The organism is Desulfosporosinus shakirovi (assembly GCF_020595055.1).
Taxonomy (GTDB): Bacteria; Bacillota; Desulfitobacteriia; order Desulfitobacteriales; family Desulfitobacteriaceae; genus Desulfosporosinus; species Desulfosporosinus shakirovi.
The window spans coordinates 1-22726 of the sequence record NZ_JAJDOO010000042.1 but is presented as its reverse complement, the minus strand read 5'-3'; the positions used below and the strand labels follow the sequence as shown (position 1 = coordinate 22726).

Annotated in this window: 19 protein-coding genes; 3 read left to right on the top strand and 16 right to left on the bottom strand. The window is 39.7% G+C overall.

The features are described 5' to 3' along the window. Positions 1 to 13: 13 nt before the first annotated feature. The 4 genes from LJE72_RS22570 to LJE72_RS22555 form a co-directional block, all read right to left on the bottom strand. Positions 14 to 796 (bottom strand): ABC transporter ATP-binding protein, encoded by a 783-nt coding sequence (locus LJE72_RS22570; protein WP_229250226.1) that lies wholly within the window; start codon positions 794 to 796, stop codon positions 14 to 16. 2 nt (positions 797 to 798) lie between these two features. Beyond that, positions 799 to 1767, bottom strand: coding sequence for a branched-chain amino acid ABC transporter permease (locus tag LJE72_RS22565; RefSeq protein WP_229250225.1), 969 nt, complete (start codon positions 1765 to 1767; stop codon positions 799 to 801). 13 nt (positions 1768 to 1780) lie between these two features. Next, positions 1781 to 2668: a branched-chain amino acid ABC transporter permease gene (locus LJE72_RS22560; RefSeq protein ID WP_084110386.1), complete on the bottom strand. Its 888-nt coding sequence runs from the start codon at positions 2666 to 2668 to the stop codon at positions 1781 to 1783. A 130-nt stretch (positions 2669 to 2798) separates the two neighbouring features. Then, on the bottom strand, positions 2799 to 3986 hold the full coding sequence (locus tag LJE72_RS22555) for an ABC transporter substrate-binding protein (protein WP_229250224.1): 1188 nt from the start codon (positions 3984 to 3986) through the stop codon (positions 2799 to 2801). A 270-nt stretch (positions 3987 to 4256) separates the two neighbouring features. On the opposite strand from LJE72_RS22555, the gene LJE72_RS22550 reads away from it, so the two are divergent. Next, the gene (locus LJE72_RS22550) at positions 4257 to 5987 is read left to right on the top strand and encodes a sigma 54-interacting transcriptional regulator (protein WP_229250223.1); all 1731 of its coding nucleotides are present in this window, start codon (positions 4257 to 4259) and stop codon (positions 5985 to 5987) included. Between the two features lie 72 nt (positions 5988 to 6059). On the opposite strand, the gene LJE72_RS22545 is transcribed toward LJE72_RS22550, so the two are convergent. The 5 genes from LJE72_RS22545 to LJE72_RS22525 form a co-directional block, all read right to left on the bottom strand. Further along, the gene (locus LJE72_RS22545) at positions 6060 to 8240 is read right to left on the bottom strand and encodes a DNA topoisomerase III (RefSeq protein WP_229250222.1); all 2181 of its coding nucleotides are present in this window, start codon (positions 8238 to 8240) and stop codon (positions 6060 to 6062) included. A 214-nt stretch (positions 8241 to 8454) separates the two neighbouring features. Then, positions 8455 to 9438, bottom strand: coding sequence for a DMT family transporter (locus tag LJE72_RS22540; RefSeq protein WP_229250221.1), 984 nt, complete (start codon positions 9436 to 9438; stop codon positions 8455 to 8457). Between the two features lie 219 nt (positions 9439 to 9657). Next, entirely contained in the window at positions 9658 to 10116 is a 459-nt protein-coding gene (locus LJE72_RS22535; RefSeq protein ID WP_229250220.1) for a YbaK/EbsC family protein, read from the bottom strand. 16 nt (positions 10117 to 10132) lie between these two features. Next, positions 10133 to 11524 carry an aspartate kinase gene (locus tag LJE72_RS22530; protein WP_229250219.1) on the bottom strand — a complete coding sequence of 464 codons (1392 nt, stop codon included), beginning with the start codon at positions 11522 to 11524 and terminating at the stop codon, positions 10133 to 10135. Between the two features lie 293 nt (positions 11525 to 11817). Beyond that, positions 11818 to 12588, bottom strand: coding sequence for a phosphatase (locus LJE72_RS22525; protein ID WP_229250218.1), 771 nt, complete (start codon positions 12586 to 12588; stop codon positions 11818 to 11820). A 273-nt stretch (positions 12589 to 12861) separates the two neighbouring features. Between LJE72_RS22525 and LJE72_RS22520 the strand changes: the two genes are divergently transcribed. Further along, complete coding sequence (locus LJE72_RS22520; RefSeq protein WP_229250217.1) at positions 12862 to 14019, top strand: amidohydrolase; 1158 nt, start codon at positions 12862 to 12864, stop codon at positions 14017 to 14019. Between the two features lie 111 nt (positions 14020 to 14130). Here the strand turns inward: LJE72_RS22520 and LJE72_RS22515 are convergent, their stop codons facing one another. Further along, positions 14131 to 14727: a hypothetical protein gene (locus tag LJE72_RS22515; protein ID WP_229250216.1), complete on the bottom strand. Its 597-nt coding sequence runs from the start codon at positions 14725 to 14727 to the stop codon at positions 14131 to 14133. A 313-nt stretch (positions 14728 to 15040) separates the two neighbouring features. Here LJE72_RS22515 and LJE72_RS22510 point away from each other — a divergent pair, with 313 nt between their 5' ends. Continuing rightward, the gene (locus LJE72_RS22510; RefSeq protein ID WP_229250215.1) at positions 15041 to 18286 is read left to right on the top strand and encodes a DEAD/DEAH box helicase; all 3246 of its coding nucleotides are present in this window, start codon (positions 15041 to 15043) and stop codon (positions 18284 to 18286) included. A 46-nt stretch (positions 18287 to 18332) separates the two neighbouring features. Here LJE72_RS22510 and LJE72_RS22505 read toward each other — a convergent pair whose 3' ends face one another. From LJE72_RS22505 to LJE72_RS22485, 6 genes are all read right to left on the bottom strand, one after another. Further along, on the bottom strand, positions 18333 to 20108 hold the full coding sequence (locus tag LJE72_RS22505) for a two-component system sensor histidine kinase NtrB (RefSeq protein WP_229250235.1): 1776 nt from the start codon (positions 20106 to 20108) through the stop codon (positions 18333 to 18335). Between the two features lie 137 nt (positions 20109 to 20245). Next, the gene (locus tag LJE72_RS22500) at positions 20246 to 20368 is read right to left on the bottom strand and encodes a cyclic lactone autoinducer peptide (protein WP_073031268.1); all 123 of its coding nucleotides are present in this window, start codon (positions 20366 to 20368) and stop codon (positions 20246 to 20248) included. Positions 20369 to 20387: 19 nt separating this feature from the next. Beyond that, on the bottom strand, positions 20388 to 20960 hold the full coding sequence (locus LJE72_RS22495) for an accessory gene regulator ArgB-like protein (protein ID WP_229250214.1): 573 nt from the start codon (positions 20958 to 20960) through the stop codon (positions 20388 to 20390). Continuing rightward, positions 20961 to 21302 carry a hypothetical protein gene (locus tag LJE72_RS22490; protein ID WP_229250213.1) on the bottom strand — a complete coding sequence of 114 codons (342 nt, stop codon included), beginning with the start codon at positions 21300 to 21302 and terminating at the stop codon, positions 20961 to 20963. 1087 nt (positions 21303 to 22389) lie between these two features. Continuing rightward, positions 22390 to 22521, bottom strand: a complete 132-nt coding sequence (locus LJE72_RS26410; RefSeq protein ID WP_282437948.1) for a hypothetical protein — start codon at positions 22519 to 22521, stop codon at positions 22390 to 22392. Between the two features lie 13 nt (positions 22522 to 22534). Further along, positions 22535 to 22726, bottom strand: a 192-nt coding sequence (locus LJE72_RS22485) for a hypothetical protein (protein WP_229250212.1), incomplete at its 5' end; no start/stop codon positions are given.

Sequence of the window (22726 nt, the reverse complement as noted above, 5' to 3'; positions counted from 1 at the left end):
GTCTTGGCCCTCCCTAGCGACGAATTCTGCTTTTGAATTTACCGGAGCCCAAGTATGCCTCGATAACGGCGTTGTTGCTTCGAACCTCTAAAGGCGTCCCCTCAGCAATCAATTTACCATAGTCCAGCACCGCTATTCTCTCAGAAATACCCATGACCAGCTTCATATCATGCTCAACGAGAAAAATTGTGATACCTGTATCACGAATTCTGCGAATCATTTCCATTAAGACGACTTTTTCCTGGGGGTTCATTCCCGCAGCAGGCTCATCTAAAAGGAGTAACTTTGGCTTGGATACTAACGCTCTTGCAATCTCTAAACGTCTCTGTTCTCCATAGGAGAGGTTTTTGGCCATTTCCTCACATTTTGTTGCCAAGTCAAGGAATTCCAGCGCTTTAATTGCCTTTTCTTCTATTTCTGCCTCTTCTCTTTTCATGCCTGGCAAGCGTGTAAATGCTTGAAACAAGCCAGCTTTTCCCCGACAGTGGGCACCAATCTTCACATTATCTAACACAGAAAGTTCACTAAAGAGACGGATAGTCTGAAAGGTTCTAGTAATACCCATTTCTGCAATCTTGTGAGTAGGGATCCTAACTAAGGATTTGCCAGCTAATGAAATTGTACCTTCGGTGGGTTGATAGATACTTGTGATCAAGTTAAACACCGTACTTTTACCCGCTCCATTAGGCCCAATCAAGGCCAATATTTCACCTTGATTTATTTCTAGATTTACGGTATCGACGGCAGTCAGACCGCCAAAGCGGATAGTTACGTTGTCTAAAGTTAATAAACTCATCCCTATTCCTCCCGTCCGGCCTGTTTTTTCTTAGGAAACATCATTGCACGGCGAAGGGCCTGCCTTAAGTTTACTCCGCCCATTAAACCATAGGGACGAAAGATCATGATCACGACAAGCAGTAACCCGTAAACGATCATTCTATAGTTAGACAGCGGTCTCAAAATCTCCGGAGCGGCAGTAAGAACTATCGCTCCAATTATGGTTCCGGGGATACTCCCTAAACCACCCAAAACAACAATACTTAAAATATCGACAGACTTTTGAAATCCAAAATCAGTCGGTTGAATAAATGTGGTCGTATGAGCAAATAAAGCTCCCCCCACCCCTGCACAGAAAGCACCAATGGCAAAAGCCTGAATCTTATACAGCGTGGTGTTAATCCCGACTGCTGAGGAAGCAACCTCATCTTCTCGAATAGCAAGCATAGCCCTGCCGTTCCGAGAATTTTCTAACCATACCATAAGGCATATCGTCAGAACTGCAATAGTCATAACGATAGGGAACGTTGTTGATCCCTCAATCCCAAGAAAACCAATGGCACCATTGGTAATCTTCATATTCGTGAATTGGACTCGTACAATTTCCGCAAAGCCCAGGGTGGCAATAGCCAGATAATCCCCGGTTAGACGTAAAGTCGGAAAACCAATAATAACTCCAAAAACACTTGCAATGAGACCACCAATTAGTACCCCGAGAAGAAAAGGCAGGTCATAATTCACAGTAGCAATCGCCGAAGAATAAGCCCCGATACTCATGAAAGCCGCATGGCCTAGGGAAAGCTGACCCGTTACCCCCGTAATAAGATTTAAGCCCAGAGCCATGATTAAATTTATGCCAATAAAAAATGCAATCATAAGGAAATAGGGTGGAATAATGTCATTAATCATTTGTGAGCCGTAAGCAGTTAAACCAAGCAAACTGAGGAACAGCAGAACTTGTACAATCCAATTATTAAGTAATTTTTTCATTGCCATTTCCTCCTTACACCTTCTTATTGGCTTTTCGCCCCATAATTCCCGATGGTTTAAACAGGAGCACCAATATAAGGATGGCAAAGGCGAAGGCATCCTTGTACTCAGACAAATTCACGGTCACGCCCAGTATTTCAGTTAAACCAATCACCAGTCCACCGATCATTGCCCCTGGAATGCTTCCGATCCCTCCAAGGACAGCCGCTGCAAATGCTTTAAGACCCGCTAAAAGCCCCATGTAAGGCTGAACTGCGTTAAAATAAATACCAGCTAATACTCCTGCGGCCCCTGCTAAGCCGGACCCTATGGCAAAGGTTACAGATATTACTCGGTCAATATTAACCCCCATAAGGCTGGCTGCATCCTGGTCCTGAGCACAGGCACGCATAGCTCTCCCCATTTTAGAGTAGGTTACAAAAAGATGTAAGCTAAGCATCAAGAGACCGGCTACTCCGATAATTACAATTTGGTAAATTGTAATCTGGAAATCTCCGATTTCAAAAATTCGATTTTCAAAAAGGGTAGGAAACCCCCTGGTATTGGGTCCCTTAACCCGAACCATTAAAGATGACAGAAAGAACGATACTCCGATAGCACTAATCAGCGCAGAAAGTCTTGATGATCGACGCAAGGGTCTGTAAGCGACCCGTTCGATAACCACCCCAAGCACCATAGTTATAAACGTTGCACCTAATAACGCTACGTAAACATTAACATAATTTGTCAATGCTAAAACTAGTCCAGCATATGCGCCAAACATAAAGATTTCGCCATAAGCGAAATTAATCATACCGATAATACCGTACACCATGGTGTAGCCCAAGGCAATCAGGGCATATATACTACCTAGGGCAAGTCCGTTGACCAGCTGCTGCATCAAATTGTTCAAAATCGGCAAATTCGGCGCCCTCCTTAAATAAAACCAGTAATTGTACTATTCTGAATTTATCTTAATGTTTTGTAGCAGCACTGGTCCTGGGACCTAATGCTGCTACAGCTATTAGTTAAGGAAACGAATCGAGCACAGGTTATTTTATTTCTACAGGAACCTTCTTCAATAAGGCAAACTTGCCGTCTTTAACTTCCAATAGATATACTGGACTCTTAACTGGCTCACGGTTTTCTTGGAAGGTAATCGATCCGGAGACACCATCATAATTCTTAGTTTTAGCAAGGGAGTCTTTAAATATCTCGGAATCAGCACTATTAGCATCTTTGATAGCCTTAGCGATGAGCATTAAGGCATCATACCCTTGAGCAGCAAATAGATCTGGCAATTCGTTGTTGTATTTTGCTTTATAAGCATTAATGAACTTTTCGGTATTAGGTGTTGGTTGCTCAGGAGAGAATCCAGCATAAGAGATTGAGCCTTCTACAGCGGCTCCTCCGATTTTCATGAGATCGTCCCCTTGAAGGCCGTCTCCTCCAACCATAATTGCCTTGATCCCTACTTCACGAGCTTTCTTCATGATCAGGGCTCCCTCAGTATAGTAACCGGAAAAAACAATAACATCTGGGTTGGCTGACTTTATTTTGGTGATCTGTCCACTAAAATCCGTATCTTTATCTTGGATAAATTCTTCGATTACAACCTTACCGCCATTTGCATCAATAGCATCGCTAAAGATTTTGGATAAGGATACGCTGTAATCATTGTTCTTAGAAGTAATCAAGGCCACGTTTTTCCAGCCTTTTTCCTGAATAACGTACTTCATCGTTGCAGGAGCAGCAATTGTATCAAGCAAAGTATCCCGGAAAACGTATGGTCCGATTTCAACCACATCCATACCTGTCGAACCTGCAGACAAGATAACTGTCTTTTTGCTGTTGGCAATCTGTCCCGCCACACGAGTGATACCCGTTGTTGGATCCCCGACAATAGCCGCAACCTTGTCTTGACTGATCAACTTATTGGTAATGTTAATCGCCTGATCCTTTTGTCCCGCATTATCCTCTTCCACCAGTTCGACCTGACGTCCGAGAACACCCTCTTTATTTAGTTCTTCTACTGCCATGTTGAGGCCCTTCAAGGTATTTAGGCCATACATTGCCACGTCCCCAGTCTTAGCACCCAGGAAACCAATTTTAATAGGCTCTTTGCTGTCTGCAGCCGGTGTGGTTGCTGCTGGCTTACTCGCCCCGCAACCACTCACCATGATCAAAGCGGACATAATTACACTCATAACAACCAGGGATTTTCTCTTCTTGTGAAACATTTTTTTCCTCCTTCTTTCTATAGATATACTGATATGTATTATTAGACAGAATTATAGAAATCCCTGCAGTACTTTAAAAGAAATATTGTATTTTTATGTGTTTAATGGGGATGGTCCTTTTAAAACAATAAATTGCCTTAGAAAGCCCTTTCTACATACACACAACGAGCCATATGTTCAAACACTTTAAACACTTTTGTTCAAAGTGTTTAAACACCCCTAGGCAAATATCACTTCTTAGGGTACATTTAATATACGAGGAGTGGTAATATGAAGTCTCTATCCCTTTCATTACTAATGGATCAAAACGTAGCGATCATTCAGTCCAATCAAAGTCTTCGTGAAGCTTTAGAAAATGCGATTACCCATCACTTAGTCATCAAAGCTGAAAATCAGCTGATTGGGATCCTTACCATAGAACAAGCTGCTATACTCACCCCAACAAACCAGTTGTTAAATGAATTCAACTGGGTACCCCCATTAATCCTTGAACCAGAAATGGATACCATCATTTTTTGCCAAGAACATCTTAACGGCTTACGTCCTGTTGTCATAATGAATGCCAACGGAGAGCTATTAGGAGTAGTCACTCCCTCTCGTTTAATTAAAGGTTTGTTCGGCTCCTGGAACACTTTAAATACTTTTTTCAATACCCTGCTTGATACTGTTAATGAAGCAGTCGCCGTGGTTACTCAAGAAGGGATTGTCAGCCATTGGAATTCCAACGCCCAAACTATGTACTCCATAACCGAGGACTCTATCATTGGGAAACCTATTTCTGATTTCTTTGAACCAACGGCCTTAGCAACACTGGCAATTCTTGACGAAGGACGGCCTATTCGCCAGGCTTACCACAGACCTCGTCCCGAAACACATGTTCAAATTAACGCCTCCCCTGTAATCGTAGAGGGTAAGATTGTAGGTGCAATATCAACAGAACAAGACATAACCCAAGTGGTTCGACTCAACGAAGAATTATCCTATGCAAGTTCTCAATTGCTAGACCTCAAACAGAAAACAGCCCCTTCCAATGACCCCTTCGGCAGAATTATTGGCAAAGGCCCTTCAATCCAACACACGATATCTATCGCGCGTAAAGTTGCTAACAGCGAAGCTACCATTCTGATCACGGGAGAAAGCGGCGTAGGGAAAGAGCTCTTTGCTCAAGCAATCCATAAGGATAGTCTTCGGGCTTCTAAACCTTTTATTGCAGTCAATTGTGGAGCTATACCAATGGCCCTCTTTGAAAGCGAATTATTTGGATATAGGGGTGGGGCCTTCACAGGAGCCGAACGCAAAGGTAAACCGGGTAAATTGGAATTAGCCAATGGCGGCACCCTCTTCTTAGATGAAATCGGAGAGTTGCCAACTCAGCTACAAGTAAAACTGCTGCGAGTTTTGCAAGATAAGTGCTTCTACCGCGTAGGAGGTACAGAGCCGCTGACTGTTGATACTCGTATTGTCGCAGCAACCAACCGTGACTTAGATAAGATGATTAAAAGCGGAGAATTCCGCGAAGATCTGTACTACCGTTTAAATGTCATCGCCCTCGAAATACCGCCTCTGCGCACTCGAACAGAAGACATTCCCGATCTGATACAAACCTTTCTCCAGGAATTTACGATCAAATACAATAAACCCATACCAACTCTTGACCCCGAGATAATGCTTAATTTCTTGAGGTATGATTGGCCTGGCAACATCCGTGAATTACGTAATGTCATTGAAAGGCTGGCTATACTGGCCGAGGGTACGATACTGAATGCTCAGTATCTTCCTTCTAATCTATCGCCCTTTAACACTGGCATCCCATCATCCCCCTCCATTTTAACTTCCCAAATTATGCGACGAAATCTCCACACTGGGGAAAATTCGGGGGAAGTAAAACACATTGCCTTCACCTTAGAAAAAACAAACGGCAACAAAACAGCCGCTGCAAAGCTTCTCGGCATATCCCGTGGCACCCTTTACTATAAACTTAAACAATATGGCCTAGCCTAAGAAGAAATTGTAATAATACATAAATATCAAAGCCGATAATTCACTTAATTGGGAATTATCGGCTTTAGGCAACTATTTCTTTAGCTTAGCTAAGGCATCTGCCAAGGCTGTATTTATCGGTCCACTATCCTGTTGGTTCTGTAAATATTTACTGACATCTCGCTTATTTAGATTCCCCTTCTCACCTTCTTTTCGTTTTGTAAAGGCTGAAAGTTTTTCACGATATCCACAAACACAGGAGAATAGTTTGTTGTCCCCGTCGCCTTTGATCTCCATCTTTTTATGGCATTCCGGACACCTTGCATTTGAAATTTGAGAGAGCCCTTTTCGGTAACCGCATTCTCGATCTTGACAGACAAGCATCTCACCCTTTTTAGCTTTTACTTGCAAAAGGTATTTTCCACACTCCGGGCACTTGTTCCTTGTCACGTTATCATGCTTGAACGTTTGAGAACTTCCTGTCACCGTTAATACAAGTTGTGTTGCATATCCTCTTATTCCTGTCAGAAAGGATTGACTTTTAGCCCGCCCTTTGCTTATTTCTGTCAACTGCTGTTCCCACTTAGCGGTCAGAACCGGGGACTTTAGTTCTGAAGGAACCAAACCGATAAGCTGAATCCCTTTGGATGTAGGAATGATCTCTTTGCCCTGTCGGCTCATATAGAAGGAATTGAAGAGTTTCTCTATGATCTCTGCACGTGTTGCAGGGGTTCCCAGTCCATGACTTTGGTCCATCGCTTCCCGCAATTTCAAATCTCCAATTAATTTCCCCGGATGTTCCATCGCTGACAGCAGTGTAGCCTCAGTGTGTCTTGCGGGCGGTTTAGTTTTAGCGGACATTAACTTAACAGAGGGGTTTTGGAACATATCTCCCTTACGAATTTCCGGAAGAGTTTGTTCTTCCTCCCCCTCTCCATTTACTGACTCATCATCAAAGTGACCCTGACCTTCGTATACCTTTCGCCACCCTTTAAGTTTCACTATTTTTCCTTTGGCGCTAAAGAACTCCCCGTTAATAGCTACCTTAACGAGGGTTTGTTCATATTCAAACGCTGGTGAAAGAACGGCAAGAAAGCGTTTAACAATCAAATCATAAATTTTCAGTTCCTCCGAACTAAGCCTAGACAGCGTTGGGGGCTGTTCTGTCGGGATAATTGCGTGGTGATCGGAAACCTTCGATCCATCGACAAAGCGTTTTGTGATGATAAGTTTGTTGCGTAAAATGCTTCGAGCTAAATCTACATAAGGTCCTAAAGCAACGCTTTTTAGGCGTTCAGGTAAGGTGGATACCATATCTTCACTAATATGGCGAGAATCTGTGCGTGGATAGGTCACTAATTTATGATTTTCGTATAATTGTTGCATCACCGAGGAGGTAGTCTTGGCTGAAAAACCATATTTGCGATTGGCATCCCGTTGAAGTTCCGTTAGATCATAGGCCAGGGGAGGAAGTTCTTTTTTCCCTTCTTTTTTAACCTCGACCGCTTCTCCGGTTTTTCCAGACACTTTTGCCAGCAACGCCTCTGCTTTATTCTTATCAAAAATTCGGGTTTGACCACTTTGATCTTGCCAGCGAAGTGTAAAGCCATTTGTTAAGACGTTAATCGACCAAAAATCTTTAGGAACAAACTGTTTGATTTCATTCTCTCGTTCAACTATCATCGCCAAGGTAGGAGTTTGCACCCTCCCCGCGGAAAGCTGAGCATTATATTTACAAGTCAACGCTCTGGTGACGTTCAAACCGACTAACCAGTCTGCTTCTGCACGACATTCTGCGGCGGCGTATAAAGACTCGTACTCTTTACCTGGTTTTAAATTATAAAACCCCTCTTTGATGGCCCGTTCAGTTAAGGAAGAAATCCACAGTCTTTTGATAGGTTTTCTCCATCCGGCTTTTTTTATTATCCAGCGCGCTACCAATTCCCCTTCCCTGCCCGCATCTGTCGCGATAATCAGGTCCACAAATTCCGGGCTCTTCATAAGGTTTTTGACCACGCCAAATTGCTTAGAGGTTTCTTTCATAACGACTAATTCCATCTTAGCAGGCAACATCGGCAAATCCTCTATCTTCCAGGATTTATATTTCTCGTCGTACATTTCCGGGTCAGCTAAAGTCACTAAATGCCCTAGAGCCCATACTACCACGTATTTTGCGCCGATGAAGCATCCGTTGCCCTTTTGATTGCAATTGAGGATTCTCGCGATTTCACGGCCAACTGACGGCTTTTCTGTTAATATTAGTGTCTTTCCCATGTCATAGCTCCTCATCTTTTTGTCTTAATAACATATTCTCAGATTTTCCCTTAACCTTAATTTGCTTAAATACTAAAAGACATTATATTGACTTTTCAGACAATCACTTTGTTCTTATTTTACATAATAAGCAACAACACAGCTAACTGCTCCGTCTAATAAAGAACTCTTTCTTATTTGGACTTTAAATCCGCCTTCGAATCTTGAATTTCGATTAATAGGGTCCTTGACGCAGAAGTGTTTCTTTGGGAACACTTCTCTGATAGTTGACAATGATTAGCCCAAGTGCGACTAAGGCTAAGGCCATGAACATATTGACTGTCAAACCTTCCCCCGGTATCAATAATGCAGACAAAATGGCTCCCGAGACGGGTGTCATAAACTTATAGACACTAATTTCCCCTGCCTTATTGTATTTCAAAATTGCATACCATAAAGAAAATGCGGTAGCGGAAAGAAAGGCGGAATAAACTAGGAGCATCACAGCTTTATTGGAAAAAACCAAAGTGTGAGGTTTCAACCCAGGTGTTCCAACCGCAATAAGAAGCAGAGATCCTAGCAACATTTGCCACCCCGTCAGAACAAAGGGATGAACCTCTTTCGAAATCCGTTTTGCTAAGATGGTTCCTAAAGCGCTCACAAGGCCGGATAAGATCATGAATCCTTCGCCTTGCCATGAGAAATTCAGAGTAAAGTCTTGACCTGAATTAATCAAGATAATCCCCACAAAACCAGCGATTAAACCCAATACTTTGCGAAAATCTAATCGATCATTACAATAAGCGAAGTGGGCTAAAACCACAACAAAAAAAGTACTTGACGAAGATAAAATTGCGGCTTTCATCCCGGAGGTGTGAGCTAATCCATTATAGAAAAAAAAGTATTGTAAACTAATTTGCAGTATACCCAATAAAAAAAGTTGAGGTAAGATTGTTCCCCTTACCTTTAGGGACTGCCGAAATCCCACCACAGTTAAAAGAAAAATCAAAATAGCGGCCAAAAAGAAGCGTATTCCAGCGAATACTATAATAGCAGAACGATCATCCGGCAGTATACCGAGTTCTAAATAGCTTACTTTTAAAACTGGAAAGGCACTCCCCCAAAGAACAGCGCAAAAAAGGGCAATAACTATGACCCAATATCTATTAGTTAAGTAATGTCTTAGACCCTGTTCTTTTCTTGGTAAAATCAAATTCATTTTTTGTCCTTCCGATTATCAATTCTACTTTACTATCTTTAAATAATAGTCCTTATTGCAGAAATGGTCAAATTACATTGCTTTACCATTCCACTTTAAACCATACCGCAGTCTTATCATAAAACGCAAAGAGAACCTAACCTTAGGTTCTCTGCTGTATAAATCCCTTACTGCCGATATCCTTTAGCCCACTTAATTATCTTTAAACAACGCTGACTATTAAGATTGAATCACATCCACCCATTGAGCCTTTGTCAATTCTTCTAATTCTTCCACGGTTAACTTTATAGCTGTATTTGAAGCACCGGCAGCCGGAAAAACTTGGGCATAAGATTGCAGTGAATGATCCAGATAAATAGGTATGGGATGTTTCAACCCAAACGGACAAACCCCGCCTACAGGATGCCCGGTTGCCTCAGATACTTCCTCCGCTTCGGGCATCTTTGCCTTAGTATGAAAAATTTCTTTGAACTTTCTATTATCAAGCCGCTTATCTCCGGCCATTAGGATCATTATAAACTCGTCTTTCACTTTAAATAGCAATGACTTAGCGATTTCTCCCGGAGTCACTCCCAAAGCATCCGCCGCCTTTGCTACAGTACTTGTATCCTGAAACTTTAATATCTTAATATCTTTTTTGTTCTGCTCTAAAAAAGCAGCTACTGCTTCTACAGACATAACCCGAATCCTCCAATTACTTATGATTCGCCCAACATAAATCTTCATTTAAACAGATTATTGCTTTTGAATACATTGCCCGATCAATGACAAATTGCATGTTAACCTGGCGAAGAGACTGGGACACACATTTAATGTTAATATTATTCTTAGCCAAGGCATTAGCGGCTCTGGCTAAAATCCGAGGCATAGCAATATTTGAGCCGATACAACAAACAATCGCAGCTTCCTGGACTGTAACCGTTCGATACTCAGCTTCTAATTCGGCTACTAAGGATTCAGCAAGATCTGTCTGCCATATTACGAGGGAAATGCTATTAGCATTTGTGGTTTTCATGATATAGCTAATATTATACTTTTTGAACTTCTTCATAATTTCCAGATCGAATCCGGTTTCACCCACCATAGATGTATCGTGAATTTCTAAGATAACTATTTTATCCGAACCGGCGATAATTTCGATCTTCGCCTGGGGACCAATATAATCATTTGAAATAACTGTTCCAGGGTGGTTAGGTTCAAAGGTATTCTTAATGCGAAGGTTTATTTCAGCCATTTCTAATGGTTTAGACGCATTAGGATGAATGGCTTCCATGCCTATATCAGCAAGTTGGTCTGCAACATCATAATTTGTTCTGCCTACTGGAATAGCTTTATCGACACCCACTATTTTCGGATCAGCTGATGATAAATGATATTCTTTATGGATAATTGCTTCATCTGCATGAAGATGGGTTGCGATCTTTGAAAAGGTTATTTCAGAGTATCCCCTTTCGTATTCTCGCATAATTCCCTCGATCCCTTTTGTATAACCAGTTGCCACAATGATCGCTTCATGAGGATTTACGTTCTTGAAAGACTTTTCAATACGTTCACTAATTGAGAGTTGTTTAGAATCTCGGAAACCTGTTAGGTCAACCAACTCAGCGAGAATTCCATTATTACGAAGAATATTCACCGTATTGAAAGCGGAATGCGCCTCTCCTATCGATGCCAGTAACTCTCGCGCGGCAGAATAGATACTGTCTCGTCCCACATAACCGGAAGCAACAATGTCTTCCATACTATTAAGATATGCCTTCGTTTGCACAACTCGTTCTACTAAAAAATCTCGACACACTTTAGAATCCAGGCCTAGTTTAGTAAAAGCTTCATTGATATCCAAGGCCATACCTAACAAGTCATCCATAGCTGATTCATAATCTTCGCCCTTGACAAATCGTTGATAAACTCCCGGTGCTTTGGTCTTTTTATCTTCGAGAAGCATATTAGTTACCCCTGCATACGCCGAGACGACGAATACTCTTCCATAACGAAAACCATCTGAACTTGGGTAGCTGATTATATCCTTGAGTACATTTTGAAATTGCAACATAGATGTTCCACCGATTTTCTCCACAGTTAACATAAAATTATTCGAACCTCTCTTCTGTATTTCTTATTTCTGCACTATCATAATTCGTCGAAACTCAGCACATTCCTTCAAAACTCTCAGAATTTAATGGGTTCCATTAAATCCCCTGCACCGATTGTACCAATTATACGCTAAAACTAGTCTATGATCCACTTCTAGGGATATTTGAACATATTTGCGATACAATGCAAGGCTAAGTATTACTGTAAATATCCCGACATAAACCAAAGAAAGCCATCAGATGTATAATAACATCGATGACTTCTCCACTTGGCAGTTAATTAACCTTAGGCAATACTCAACCTGTACTTCAGAGATATTGGGTTGAATTCTGTACGACGTTTACGTCGTTCAACTAAATAATCAAGAACTCGCTCGGGCGATGTGTTAAGAATCTGCTGTTCAGAAATCCCGGTCTCCCTCACCAACTCTAACGCTTCACTAAACTCGCCGACTCGATCCCAAAAGTGAGCATCACTTCCCAAAATCACCGGACCTTTATACTTTGCCATGTAGCGGGCAATAGAGTTGCAATTTATCCTTGCTTTGCCCTTTCCGCTAATCGTTGCAAGTGAACTGTTATTAACCTCGACGGGGACATTCAAAAAGGCAGAAGCGTGTGCGATTTTTTCTAGATCCATCTCAAAATCCGGTCGCCCTGGATGAACCATTATATCTGTATAGGGATTTAACATTGCCTTGAGATAAGCTTGAGTATTTTGTTCGCATGTCCCACCAGGATAACAGATCGGATGCAACCCTACGAGGATAAGCTTCAATTGCTCTAGATATCTCAACGGCATATCTAACTCGCCTTCATAGTTCGTGATATTGGCTTCAACACCAGGTAAAATTTCAACTCCGAATAGCTCATCCGGAAGGATTGATAAGTTGTCAAAATGAAAAAGGTGAGGAGCACCTGGCATTTTTGGGCCATGGTCTGTCATTCCCAACAATTTGATCCCTCGATGTGAAGCTGCCAATGCATTTTCTGTTACTGTACTGTACGCATGTCCGCTGGCAATGGTATGGGTATGCAAATCAACTAACAGTTCCATTTTTACACCTCATTACCTTTCTATAATTTTCCCTTAAATCTCTGTGTAACCTATTATATAAGGTGATTGTTAAAAAGGAATTATCACTGGGTAAAGTTTAGGTTAAAGAATTAGATTGATATATATTGGCATTTGATTTAATTTTTATAAGAGCAGACAGAGCGATTAATCTTCTTAATTTTTATTTGAAGTTTAGGATATAACTATTATGTTAGTGTTTAAGTACGTGAATCGACTTTTTCCACGTATAGCTAAAGAACGGTGAGGTGTTAAATGGATACCCTTCTATTAAAAAATTGCCTGACAATATGCCAAGAAACCGGTAAAAAAACACTTCAAGATATTTTAATTGAAAACGGAATCATTAGCCAGATCTCTCAAACTATCGAGAATCCTCCTTCAGATTGTAAAATATACGAGATTGGAGAACGTTATGTACTGCCAGGATTAATCGATTGCCATACACATTTAGGCATCATCGAGGAGGCTACCGGTAATATAGGAGTCGATAACAATGAGACATCTGACTCTGTTACCCCTCATTTACGAGGACTTGATGCCATTAACCCACAGGACATAGCGTTTTGGGATGCAATTCGCGCAGGAGTTACAACGGTGATGACTGGTCCAGGAAGTAATAACGCCATAGGTGGAGTAAACTTAGTTATTAAAACCCATGGTAACATTATTGACCAGATGATAGTAAGAAGTCCGGCCGGTCTCAAAATCTCACTGGGTGAAAATCCAATGGCAACTTATGGAGTCCATGGTAAATGTCCTGTCACGAGAATGGGTATCGCTGGGTTAATAAGAGATTTATTTATGAGAGCTCAGGATTATATAGAATTAAAGAGATCAGGCAAGCTAGATTACAGGGATATCCGCTTAGAAGCTGTAATTCCTGTTTTAAGTGGCGATATCTCGTTGCGAGCTCACGCACACAGAGCAGACGATATTGTTACTGCTGTGAGAATTGCTGAAGAATTTAAAATTAAAAAGTTAGTGATTGAGCATGGTACAGAGGCCCATTTAGTTGCTGATTACTTAGTTGAAAGAAATATTCCCGTTGCATTTGGCCCTATGCTTACACCTCGAATCAAGATGGAGCTGAAGGCTAGAAATTACGATTCAGTGTTGAAGCTAACGGAAGCGGGTGTTAAAGTTTCTTTAATCTCAGATCATCCGTACAATTCCATTGATCAACTAAGGACAGTGGCAGGACTTGCTATCTCCGAAGGTCTTTCCGAACTGGACGCGTTAAGATGCCTGACAGTCCATCCAGCGGAATTGCTGGATTGCGACAATCAAATAGGGAAGCTTCAAGAAGGGTTCGATGCTGATATCGCCATCTATACCGATGAACCCTTCAGCACCATGTCCAAAGTCATGATGACCATATCAAGTGGAAAAATAGTTTATCAAAAGGACTAAGATTTTAAATAAGTGAGGGGCTGAAACAAACCATTCAGTTCATTTCAGCCCCATTTTATTCTAGTTGTATAACAAGAGGATCGTTCAAACTTCTTGGATTTTGTTAGCGGATCACCTCATACTAACTTCATTAAAATAGCGACTTGAATTTGCTAAAATAAAAAGTGGATTCCGCAAGTAATCAATTGGGTACAAATCATCTCTTGCAGAAATGAGTGCCATAATCTTAGCAACCTTTGTTGACGGATCAATCGTTAGAATGACAAAGGCATCTTTTTTTGCAGATAAAGGATAAATAACATTGTTTTTATTAAAAACATCATGGTGAGCATTCAAGGTAAGGACTCTAAAGTCACAATTACGCCAACGAGTATCATAAAGTTTAAACGCCTGATGTGCAACCAGAGTTAAAAAGATGTCCTCGGTCAAAGATAGTTCGATTCCCATCATATAACCTTCACCATCTAGATCATTCCAATATTCACTATGAAACGCCTTATCAACAGCCTCTCTATATGTCTTCGTGGCCAAACGCATTTGACTCAAACTTTGGCCCATGCTGAGCCATTTAATCCTTGGAATGTTAAGACTGTTCACATCATAGTAAAGACCAATATCACTTTTCTCGAGAGTATAGTCGTCTACGGTTTCATTAGGCATTAGGTAGATATAGCCCATTTGCATGTTATTATCGCAGGTAATAAGCAAGGAACATCCCCCCCTAAGCTTCGAATTCCAGTCTCATTATTCTTATATTGATTCTGCGCAGTTGTACCTTTTTCCTCTATCTTCAATGATACAATATTCGACATGTGTTTACAACTCAAGAAGATTACAGCAACAGGAGTCCTAACAGCAGTAATTCTTATACCTGCTGATGCAAAAAAATCCAAATCCCTCATCATAGGATTTGGATTTCTCACATTCCCTCCATTCCCTTATTAGACGAGCAGCTATCAACTATGATATTCTTAATTGATCTTCACGCGCACACGGAAATATACTGTCAAAGGAGTATTATATGTCTCGTTTTATTCTAACAGAACAAATAATTCTAGATCTTGCAGACAATGATCGTGTATATAGAAAGGGCCTCTCTTATTACATGGCAGGCAGAGTGATAAATTTTACCTTTTCACCCGATAAAGGACTTGTTAATGCTTCAGTCGTAGGTGGTTTACGATATGTAGTACAAGTTGCCTTTGAACGTGAGGGCTTGATTCGCTCTTACCGTTGCACCTGCCCCGCCTTCACAGACTATCCGGGAGCATGCAAACATGTTGTAGCTGTACTGAAGGCTTCCCAACAGAAATTACCCGTTGCCTGGCCGGCTCCCATCGCTGTGAACCAGGTTGTAAATAACCTTCTGGCTGCCTTCGCCAATCATCCCCAGGAGACCTTCTTGGATAAATTAACTATGAACGTGGAACTTCAAACTATGCCTAACCACAGGCTTTCTACTCATCTGCAACTGAAATTGGGTCTTCAACGCCTCTATGTTGTTAAAGACATTGGACAATTACTTAAGGCGATTAAAACAGGACAATCACTGGAGTTTGGCAAGCAATTTACTTTTGAACCTGCAAGGCAGACCTTCAAGGAACAAGACCGCGCAATAATTACTATGCTGCAGGAAATGTTTGACCAGCATACAGCCTTAACTGAAATGCAGGGCCCGTATTATTCCACAGCGGTGTTAAATCAAAAAGCATTGCCTTTAACTGGCTATTACCTGACGAAGTTTTTAGATGCCTTGGGGGAGAAAATGTTTCTTTGGGGAATCGGATCCAGTCCTCTTGAGCCTACCCAGATTGTTCGAGATGGGTTACCTATGGAATTCTCTTTACAGTTACAAGGACAAGATCTCTCTTTAGCCCTAGAAACGGACGAAGTGCCCCTTCTACTTACGCAAGATGGCAATTATTACGCCTACCAACATAAAATTTACCAAGCCTCTCTCACTCAGAAGGACCTGCTCCCTCCAATTATAACTGCACTTCGCGAAGGGACTAAAACCCATATTGTTATTCCCTCAGCACAAAAAGAGTTTTTCGCCTCAGAAGCCTTACCCTTGATTGGAAAACTGGGGCAAGTTTCAATCGATCCCCTCCTTGAAGACAAATTCGCCCATCCGGATTTACAGGCTAAGATCTATCTTGATCGCGCATTAGATATAGGTATTACAGCCCGCTTAGAATTCCACTATGGGAATACCATCATAAACCCATTTGCTTCAACTCGAGAAACCGTCAATGATTTCGATGCCAATGATGTCATTCTTATTCGTTCTGCAGAAAAAGAACGTAGAATTTTAAGTATTCTCGAACATGCTGATTTCACAGTCTCTAAAGGAAGCATCCACCTTGAAGAGGATGAAAAAATCTTTGAATTTACCGTCAACTGGCTTCCTCAACTTCGGGACCTGGCAGAACTATACTATTCTGATCAATTTAAGCTGAAAATACGTACTGCAACCACTTTTTCTGGTCATGTTCGGCTAGATGAAACTTTAGACATACTGGAAATCTCCTTCCAATATAATGATATCCCCCAAGACGAGTTGGCTAACATTTTCGATTCCCTCCATTTAAAGAAAAAATATCATCGCCTTCGTGACGGTTCATTCCTCGACTTGAATCAGCCAGAATTAACGACGGTTGCTGAACTCTTAGATAACTTAAACCTTGGTGCTGATGATCTAAACAAGAAACTGCTCAATTTACCCAAATACCGAGCAATGTACATAGACAGTTTTTTACGTCAGGCTAACCTTCCGGGAGTACAGCGCAATAAAGCCTTCAAGCAATTGGTGCAAAGCATCCTCGAACCCCAAGATGGAGAGTTTGAAATCCCTGAAGAACTACAAAATATCTTAAGAGATTATCAGAAGACCGGTTTCAAGTGGTTGAAGACTTTAGCCTCATTTGGATTAGGCGGCATCTTGGCTGATGATATGGGGTTAGGAAAGACCCTGCAGGTCCTCTCATTTATTTTGTCAGAAAAACCAACCTCCAAAGGACCGGCACTTGTCATCGCCCCCACCTCTTTAATCTATAATTGGCAAGAAGAAGCAAAGAAATTCACTCCCGCCCTGCGAGTGCAAGTCGTAGAAGGTACTCCCCAAGAAAGACAGGCTCTATTAAAGAATTTAGAAACCCATTGGGACTTGGTGGTTACTTCCTACCCCATACTGCGGCGAGACATTGATGAATTTGCTAAGATTGAGTTTTCATACTGCTTCTTAGATGAGGCGCAACATACTAAAAATCCTCAAACACTCAACGCTAAATCAACTCAACAAATTCAAGCTAAAGGGTATTTCGCTTTAACAGGAACACCCATTGAAAACGCTCTTTCCGAACTCTGGTCCCTCTTCAATTTCGTAATGCCGGGATATCTCCTTACTCTCCAAGAATTTAGAAAGCAATATGAAATTCCAATTATCAAGGGCGAGAACCCTGCCGTTATTACAGAATTAAGTCGGCATGTTAATCCCTTTATTTTACGACGTCTAAAAAAGGACGTACTAAAAGAGCTCCCTGACAAGATCGAAACCCAACTAAATGCTCCCTTGACAGAAGAACAAAAAAAGCTATATGTTGCTTATTTACAAGAAGCAAAAAGCAAAATAGCCCAAGAAATTGCCACAGTGGGTTTTAACAAAAGTCACATGAAGATTCTGGCAGCCCTGACCAGGCTTAGACAAATTTGCTGTCATCCTTCAATGTTCATTGAAAATTACACTGGTGAAAGCGGTAAGATGTTGCTTTTGCAGGAAATCCTCACGGATGCTTTAGACAGCGGCCACCGCATTTTAATATTCTCTCAGTTTACAACCATGTTAGATATTATTCAAAGCCATCTCATTTCCGAGAATATCGAGCATTTCTATCTTTCGGGTTCTACTAAAGCCGTTGAACGTTTGAACATGGCCAATTTATTTAATTCCAATCAAGGCAAGGTCTTTCTAATTTCCTTAAAAGCCGGCGGCACAGGATTAAACCTGACTGGGGCGGACATGGTTATTCACTACGACCCATGGTGGAATCCCGCTGTTGAAGATCAAGCTACAGATCGAGCTCACCGCATCGGCCAAAATAACGCTGTTCAAGTGATCAAACTTATTACCCAAGGAACCATCGAAGAAAAAATCAACGTCTTACAAGCAAGGAAAAAGAAGCTGGTTGATTCAGTTATTCAGCCTGGAGAAACCATGCTTTCCAAGCTAACAGAAAGTGAGCTGAGAGAGCTCTTCGATATACCTTGATGCTCAAATGATATTATAATCACTATTGGACATAACTAACTACTTTTTAAGAAGGAAAAGTAGTATAAAAAATCGTCCCACTGCTCCCTGTTTTAAATTCGAAACCGGCTCCATGTCTTTGAGCAATACCGATAGATATTGCCAGCCCGAGGCCTGTACCACTGTCTTTTGTTGTAAAAAATGGAGTACCTATTTTTGCTTGTACTTCTTGAGGAATGCCTTCGCCTTGATCCTTAATTTCTAACACAACTTTATCCTCTTTTAAATACGTGCTAATCATGACACATCCATGTTCCGCAGAGGCCTCCAAACCATTGCGAACCAAATTCAAAATAAGTTGTTTTATCTCATTCTCATTGATCAAAATGTCCGGCACCAGATTTAAATCTGCAGTAACCTCTTTATTATTGTTATAAGCATCGGCTTGGAGCATAGGTAGAACTTTACTAATAACTTCATTAATATTCTGGTGCATAATGTTATCTGAGCTTTCTTTAGCCAAAGATAAAAAGTCAGTTATTATTGTATTGGCACGATCAATCTCAGAAATCATCAAATCCATATATTCTTTATCATTTATATATTGTGATTTTGCACCAAAAAACTGTAAAAAACCTTTGACAGTCGTTAGTGGATTTCTTATTTCATGGCTGATTCCCGCTGCTAATTGGCCAATTAGATTAAGCCTTTCTAATCGGTTAAGTTCTTGTTGCTGCCGTTTCGACTCCGTAATATCTCTGAAAAATACCGTCAAACCTTCATTATAGGGGTAAGCATGAAATTCATGGTTTTGATCAGGGTTTGCTAAGCCTTCTGCTTCCCAATGAACTGATTCATTTTGAGACATTGCTTCGTATATCTTATCATAAGTTACAGAACCTTTAATTTTTGGAAATACTTCCCATATGCTTTTTCCTATAAGTTCAACATTATTCCCGCCAATAAACTTTTGTGTTTCCTTGTTAATAAAGGTAAACTGCACATTGCGGTCTAAGGCATAAAACCCGTCTGAAATCCCTTCCATAATTTTAATTATGTTAAGTTTTGAGGCTTCCAAGGCTACGTTTGCTTGTTTTAAATCATCTGTAAAACAAGTTATTTTATTTAAAACAGGTTTCAATTCCGGTAATTTATTTATAATATTTTCATGTTCACAATTATCATTCATTATAATTGCACAAAATTTTTCTAAATATAATTTAATCTGCTTCATATGATTTCTAATTGAAATTATAATCAATACCGATAAAGTTAAAGATAGTATTACTATTACACTTAATTCATTAAATGACGTCAATACTAAATCAGCATCCTGAGCATAGGCCCATACATAACTTACTATTTTTCCCTGGTCATATATTGGTAGGATAGCCTTAATTACCTCGTTACTTTTTGATATGATATTGAATTCACTCAATGATAGCATTTCAGGGCGTATTTGCTCAAATGAAATAGCATCAATAGTTTGATTGTTAATGACTAAATCTAATTCTTTATCATAATAACCAATAACATAGCTATCATTTCCACTAATAATTGACTGGATTATTTCATTTATTTTGAATACTTTATCATCCTTCGTTAAGCTCTCATTTCTTTTCAACTCTTCTATAGTAGAAATCCGAGATTGTATTTCTGTTTGAACTCTTGAAGCATTTAATAATAAGTCGTAATTGAATTTTATGCCTTGTTTCTCCCAGAAACTTTGCCCATAAAAAAATATAAACAAAATTAGAAAGGCAAAAATGCTAAATATAACTTTAAATAAAGTCAATTGAATTATAGATTGCCTTTTATAAATATATTTGAAATTAAAAACCATCAAATTTATCCTCCAGCTGTCCAAATAAAAAAGTTTCCAAAGAGTTTTGCCAAAATATTAAAAGCTGGGAATATCCATCCCAGCTTTTAATATTGTTAGCTACGAAATGTGATTACTCCAGGTTCTAAACCTTCCATTTATCTTTGCAATGATTTCGGAGTTTTTGGTTGATATGCCCAAAATGTGCACGCAAAGACGGAGGACGCACTAGCTAAAATCATTAATAGCGAAGCAACTATGGAGAAAACATATTTTTTCATAAAATAATTACTCACCTCCTCACTTATTAAAAACAGGCAGTAAGGTGATGCTTTGATAAACCACACCTAATACTGCACTAACAATTACCAATTCAGAGTCTACTAAAGCAACTACTAAAAAGGAGATAATTACAAAAAGGATAGAAAAAATCTTCAATCTATATTTAAAACTAGTGGACTTAATCGGCTTTGATTCACTGTCTACAGGAGCTAAGAAAACTACTGTTAACAATGAAATTAACAAAAGAAAAATTAGAATTTGCCTATTAGTTAAATCATATTCCACAACTTTTTTAGTTGAAACCCCCAAGAAACTATAAACTATAGTACCAAAAGCCAAACACTTGAGAGGAGTATCAAAGTGCGCTCCTCCTGATACTCTTCTTAATGAGCTACCGAAAAAGGCCGCAATAACCGTGGGCATTAAAGCATTTAAAGAATATCCTAAAAGTATAAGACAAAAAGAGCCTAAGACAAATAGCAGTGCAGTTTCAATTGCGTATGTTATAATTTCCTTCTTATCATCATTATAATTTAGTTCACGTGTTATTAGTTCAGAAAGTTTATTACTAATGTTTTCAGTAAAATGCATTTATCCTACCTCTTTTCGAATAAGTTTATTTATTAAAAAGGCTAAGATAAACATAATAAATACTTGAGGTTCTGTTATCATAATCCTTATTACTAAGTTTTCAAATAGTGTTTCAGGAGTCACTCCAAAGACTGGCATTAGTAGTGATAGACAAACAAATTCGATGATTACTAACACTAAGATACTTAATAGACTTGCTATTAGGGACAAACTAAAATCTCCATTGCCAAACAAAATTAAGGCTAATAACAGAAAAATCATTTGGATAATGGTATGAATCCCAAAAGGCAAGGTAAACATTCTCATAACATACGAAATAAATGCTAAAGCTATCCCCAGCATAATAATTTTTTTCCATCCCATGGGTATCTTTGCAATTACAAAAGCTAAAGTGACTACTGCGATTACTTCTGGTATACCTTGTACGAGAAATGCAATAAATGGAATATCTATGAATTAACCCCCTCTCCCACATTGCATGAATAAATAGGACCTAGTGAAACATAATTGGCACCTTTTCCATAAGCAAGGAACTTACGCTAAAAGCCTTCCCTCTTAGCAGTTCGAGTAACTCGTTTAATGTATGATTTATTCAAAACTAAAGCTGCGCTAAATAAAAGAAGGACGTGTATTTCTCCTATTCCAATTCTTACAACTATGTTTGTAAGAAAAATTTTGGGTGTTATATTAAAAACGCCCAAAAACAATGATAAGCAAGCACACTCAAATATAGCTAAAATTAAGTAGCTTAAAACACTTGCCATAAAGGATAGGCTAACATCCCTTTTACTTAGTTTAGTTAGACACATAAATAATAAAAACATTACCAAGATAGTATGAATTCCAAAAGGGATAGGACACAATCTTACTGTATAAGCACTAAAAGCTAAACATGTACCAATAATAAAAATTCTATCCCACTTTATAGGGACCTTTGCAATTATAAATGCTAAAGTTGTAACTGCCGCTTGTTCTGGAATTCCTTGTATAAGCAAAGAAATGAATGGAATCTCAATAGATCATTTCACCCCTCTATTTAAAATTCTGAATAAACTTGCCAGCCATTAGTTGCTCTATAACGTCAACATACTCCATTTATTAATTATTACACACTCTAAGTGTCGAATTCGCGTAAATCTTGTCTATCTTAAGCATTGAATTTTTAAAAAATGTATACTCCAAAGCAAAAAAAGCTTTGGAGTATACATTTTGTATATGAACTTATTCTAAGAAGAGGATTCTACATGCAACGCCCTGCTCTATTTCCAAAATTCTTATTGAAACCACCCTTGACTAGGTTGGCCTTGCTGCATTTGCTGACCCTGCTGTTTTTGACCTTGGCCTTGCTGTGAGTTTTGACTCATTGTTTGAAGTTGTTGCTGTTGATGTGACTGGGCCTTAAATTGAGTCATATGTTGAACTAATTGATTTAATTGTTGTTGCCCGGATCTTGAGATTGTTGTGTTTGAGTCTGTGAATTCTGTTGAGTCTGGTTCTTGAAGGTGGAAAAGAAGACTTGCTGCATCCGATAAAATTGATCTTTCAACTGCCCTAATTCCATGGCTACCTCCATATCATATATCATCTTCAGCGGCTAAAGATTTTAATTCTTTGATACCTTCTTTACTATTACTCATTACAAATACCTCCCAAAAGTTTTGTCGCCTCATATGGTATTGCCTTAATTGAATAAACGATGTTTGGTCATTAACCCCCTGAGTTAGAATAGTTGTCATGGACCTCCGAGAGAAGTATAGTGAGTTAAC

Bases quoted from the DNA above. Each gene is read 5' to 3' on its own strand.
- LJE72_RS22570 (WP_229250226.1), bottom strand. From the start codon at position 796: ATGAGTTTATTAACTTTAGACAACGTAACTATCCGCTTTGGCGGTCTG.
- LJE72_RS22565 (WP_229250225.1), bottom strand. From the start codon at position 1,767: ATGAAAAAATTACTTAATAATTGGATTGTACAAGTTCTGCTGTTCCTC.
- LJE72_RS22555 (WP_229250224.1), bottom strand. From the start codon at position 3,986: ATGTTTCACAAGAAGAGAAAATCCCTGGTTGTTATGAGTGTAATTATG.
- LJE72_RS22550 (WP_229250223.1), top strand. From the start codon at position 4,257: ATGAAGTCTCTATCCCTTTCATTACTAATGGATCAAAACGTAGCGATC.
- LJE72_RS22545 (WP_229250222.1), bottom strand. From the start codon at position 8,240: ATGGGAAAGACACTAATATTAACAGAAAAGCCGTCAGTTGGCCGTGAA.
- LJE72_RS22540 (WP_229250221.1), bottom strand. From the start codon at position 9,438: ATGAATTTGATTTTACCAAGAAAAGAACAGGGTCTAAGACATTACTTA.
- LJE72_RS22535 (WP_229250220.1), bottom strand. From the start codon at position 10,116: ATGTCTGTAGAAGCAGTAGCTGCTTTTTTAGAGCAGAACAAAAAAGAT.
- LJE72_RS22530 (WP_229250219.1), bottom strand. From the start codon at position 11,524: ATGTTAACTGTGGAGAAAATCGGTGGAACATCTATGTTGCAATTTCAA.
- LJE72_RS22525 (WP_229250218.1), bottom strand. From the start codon at position 12,588: ATGGAACTGTTAGTTGATTTGCATACCCATACCATTGCCAGCGGACAT.
- LJE72_RS22520 (WP_229250217.1), top strand. From the start codon at position 12,862: ATGGATACCCTTCTATTAAAAAATTGCCTGACAATATGCCAAGAAACC.
- LJE72_RS22510 (WP_229250215.1), top strand. From the start codon at position 15,041: ATGTCTCGTTTTATTCTAACAGAACAAATAATTCTAGATCTTGCAGAC.
- LJE72_RS22505 (WP_229250235.1), bottom strand. From the start codon at position 20,108: ATGGTTTTTAATTTCAAATATATTTATAAAAGGCAATCTATAATTCAA.
- LJE72_RS22500 (WP_073031268.1), bottom strand. From the start codon at position 20,368: ATGAAAAAATATGTTTTCTCCATAGTTGCTTCGCTATTAATGATTTTA.
- LJE72_RS22495 (WP_229250214.1), bottom strand. From the start codon at position 20,960: ATGCATTTTACTGAAAACATTAGTAATAAACTTTCTGAACTAATAACA.
- LJE72_RS22490 (WP_229250213.1), bottom strand. From the start codon at position 21,302: ATGCTGGGGATAGCTTTAGCATTTATTTCGTATGTTATGAGAATGTTT.
- LJE72_RS26410 (WP_282437948.1), bottom strand. From the start codon at position 22,521: ATGGAATTAGGGCAGTTGAAAGATCAATTTTATCGGATGCAGCAAGTC.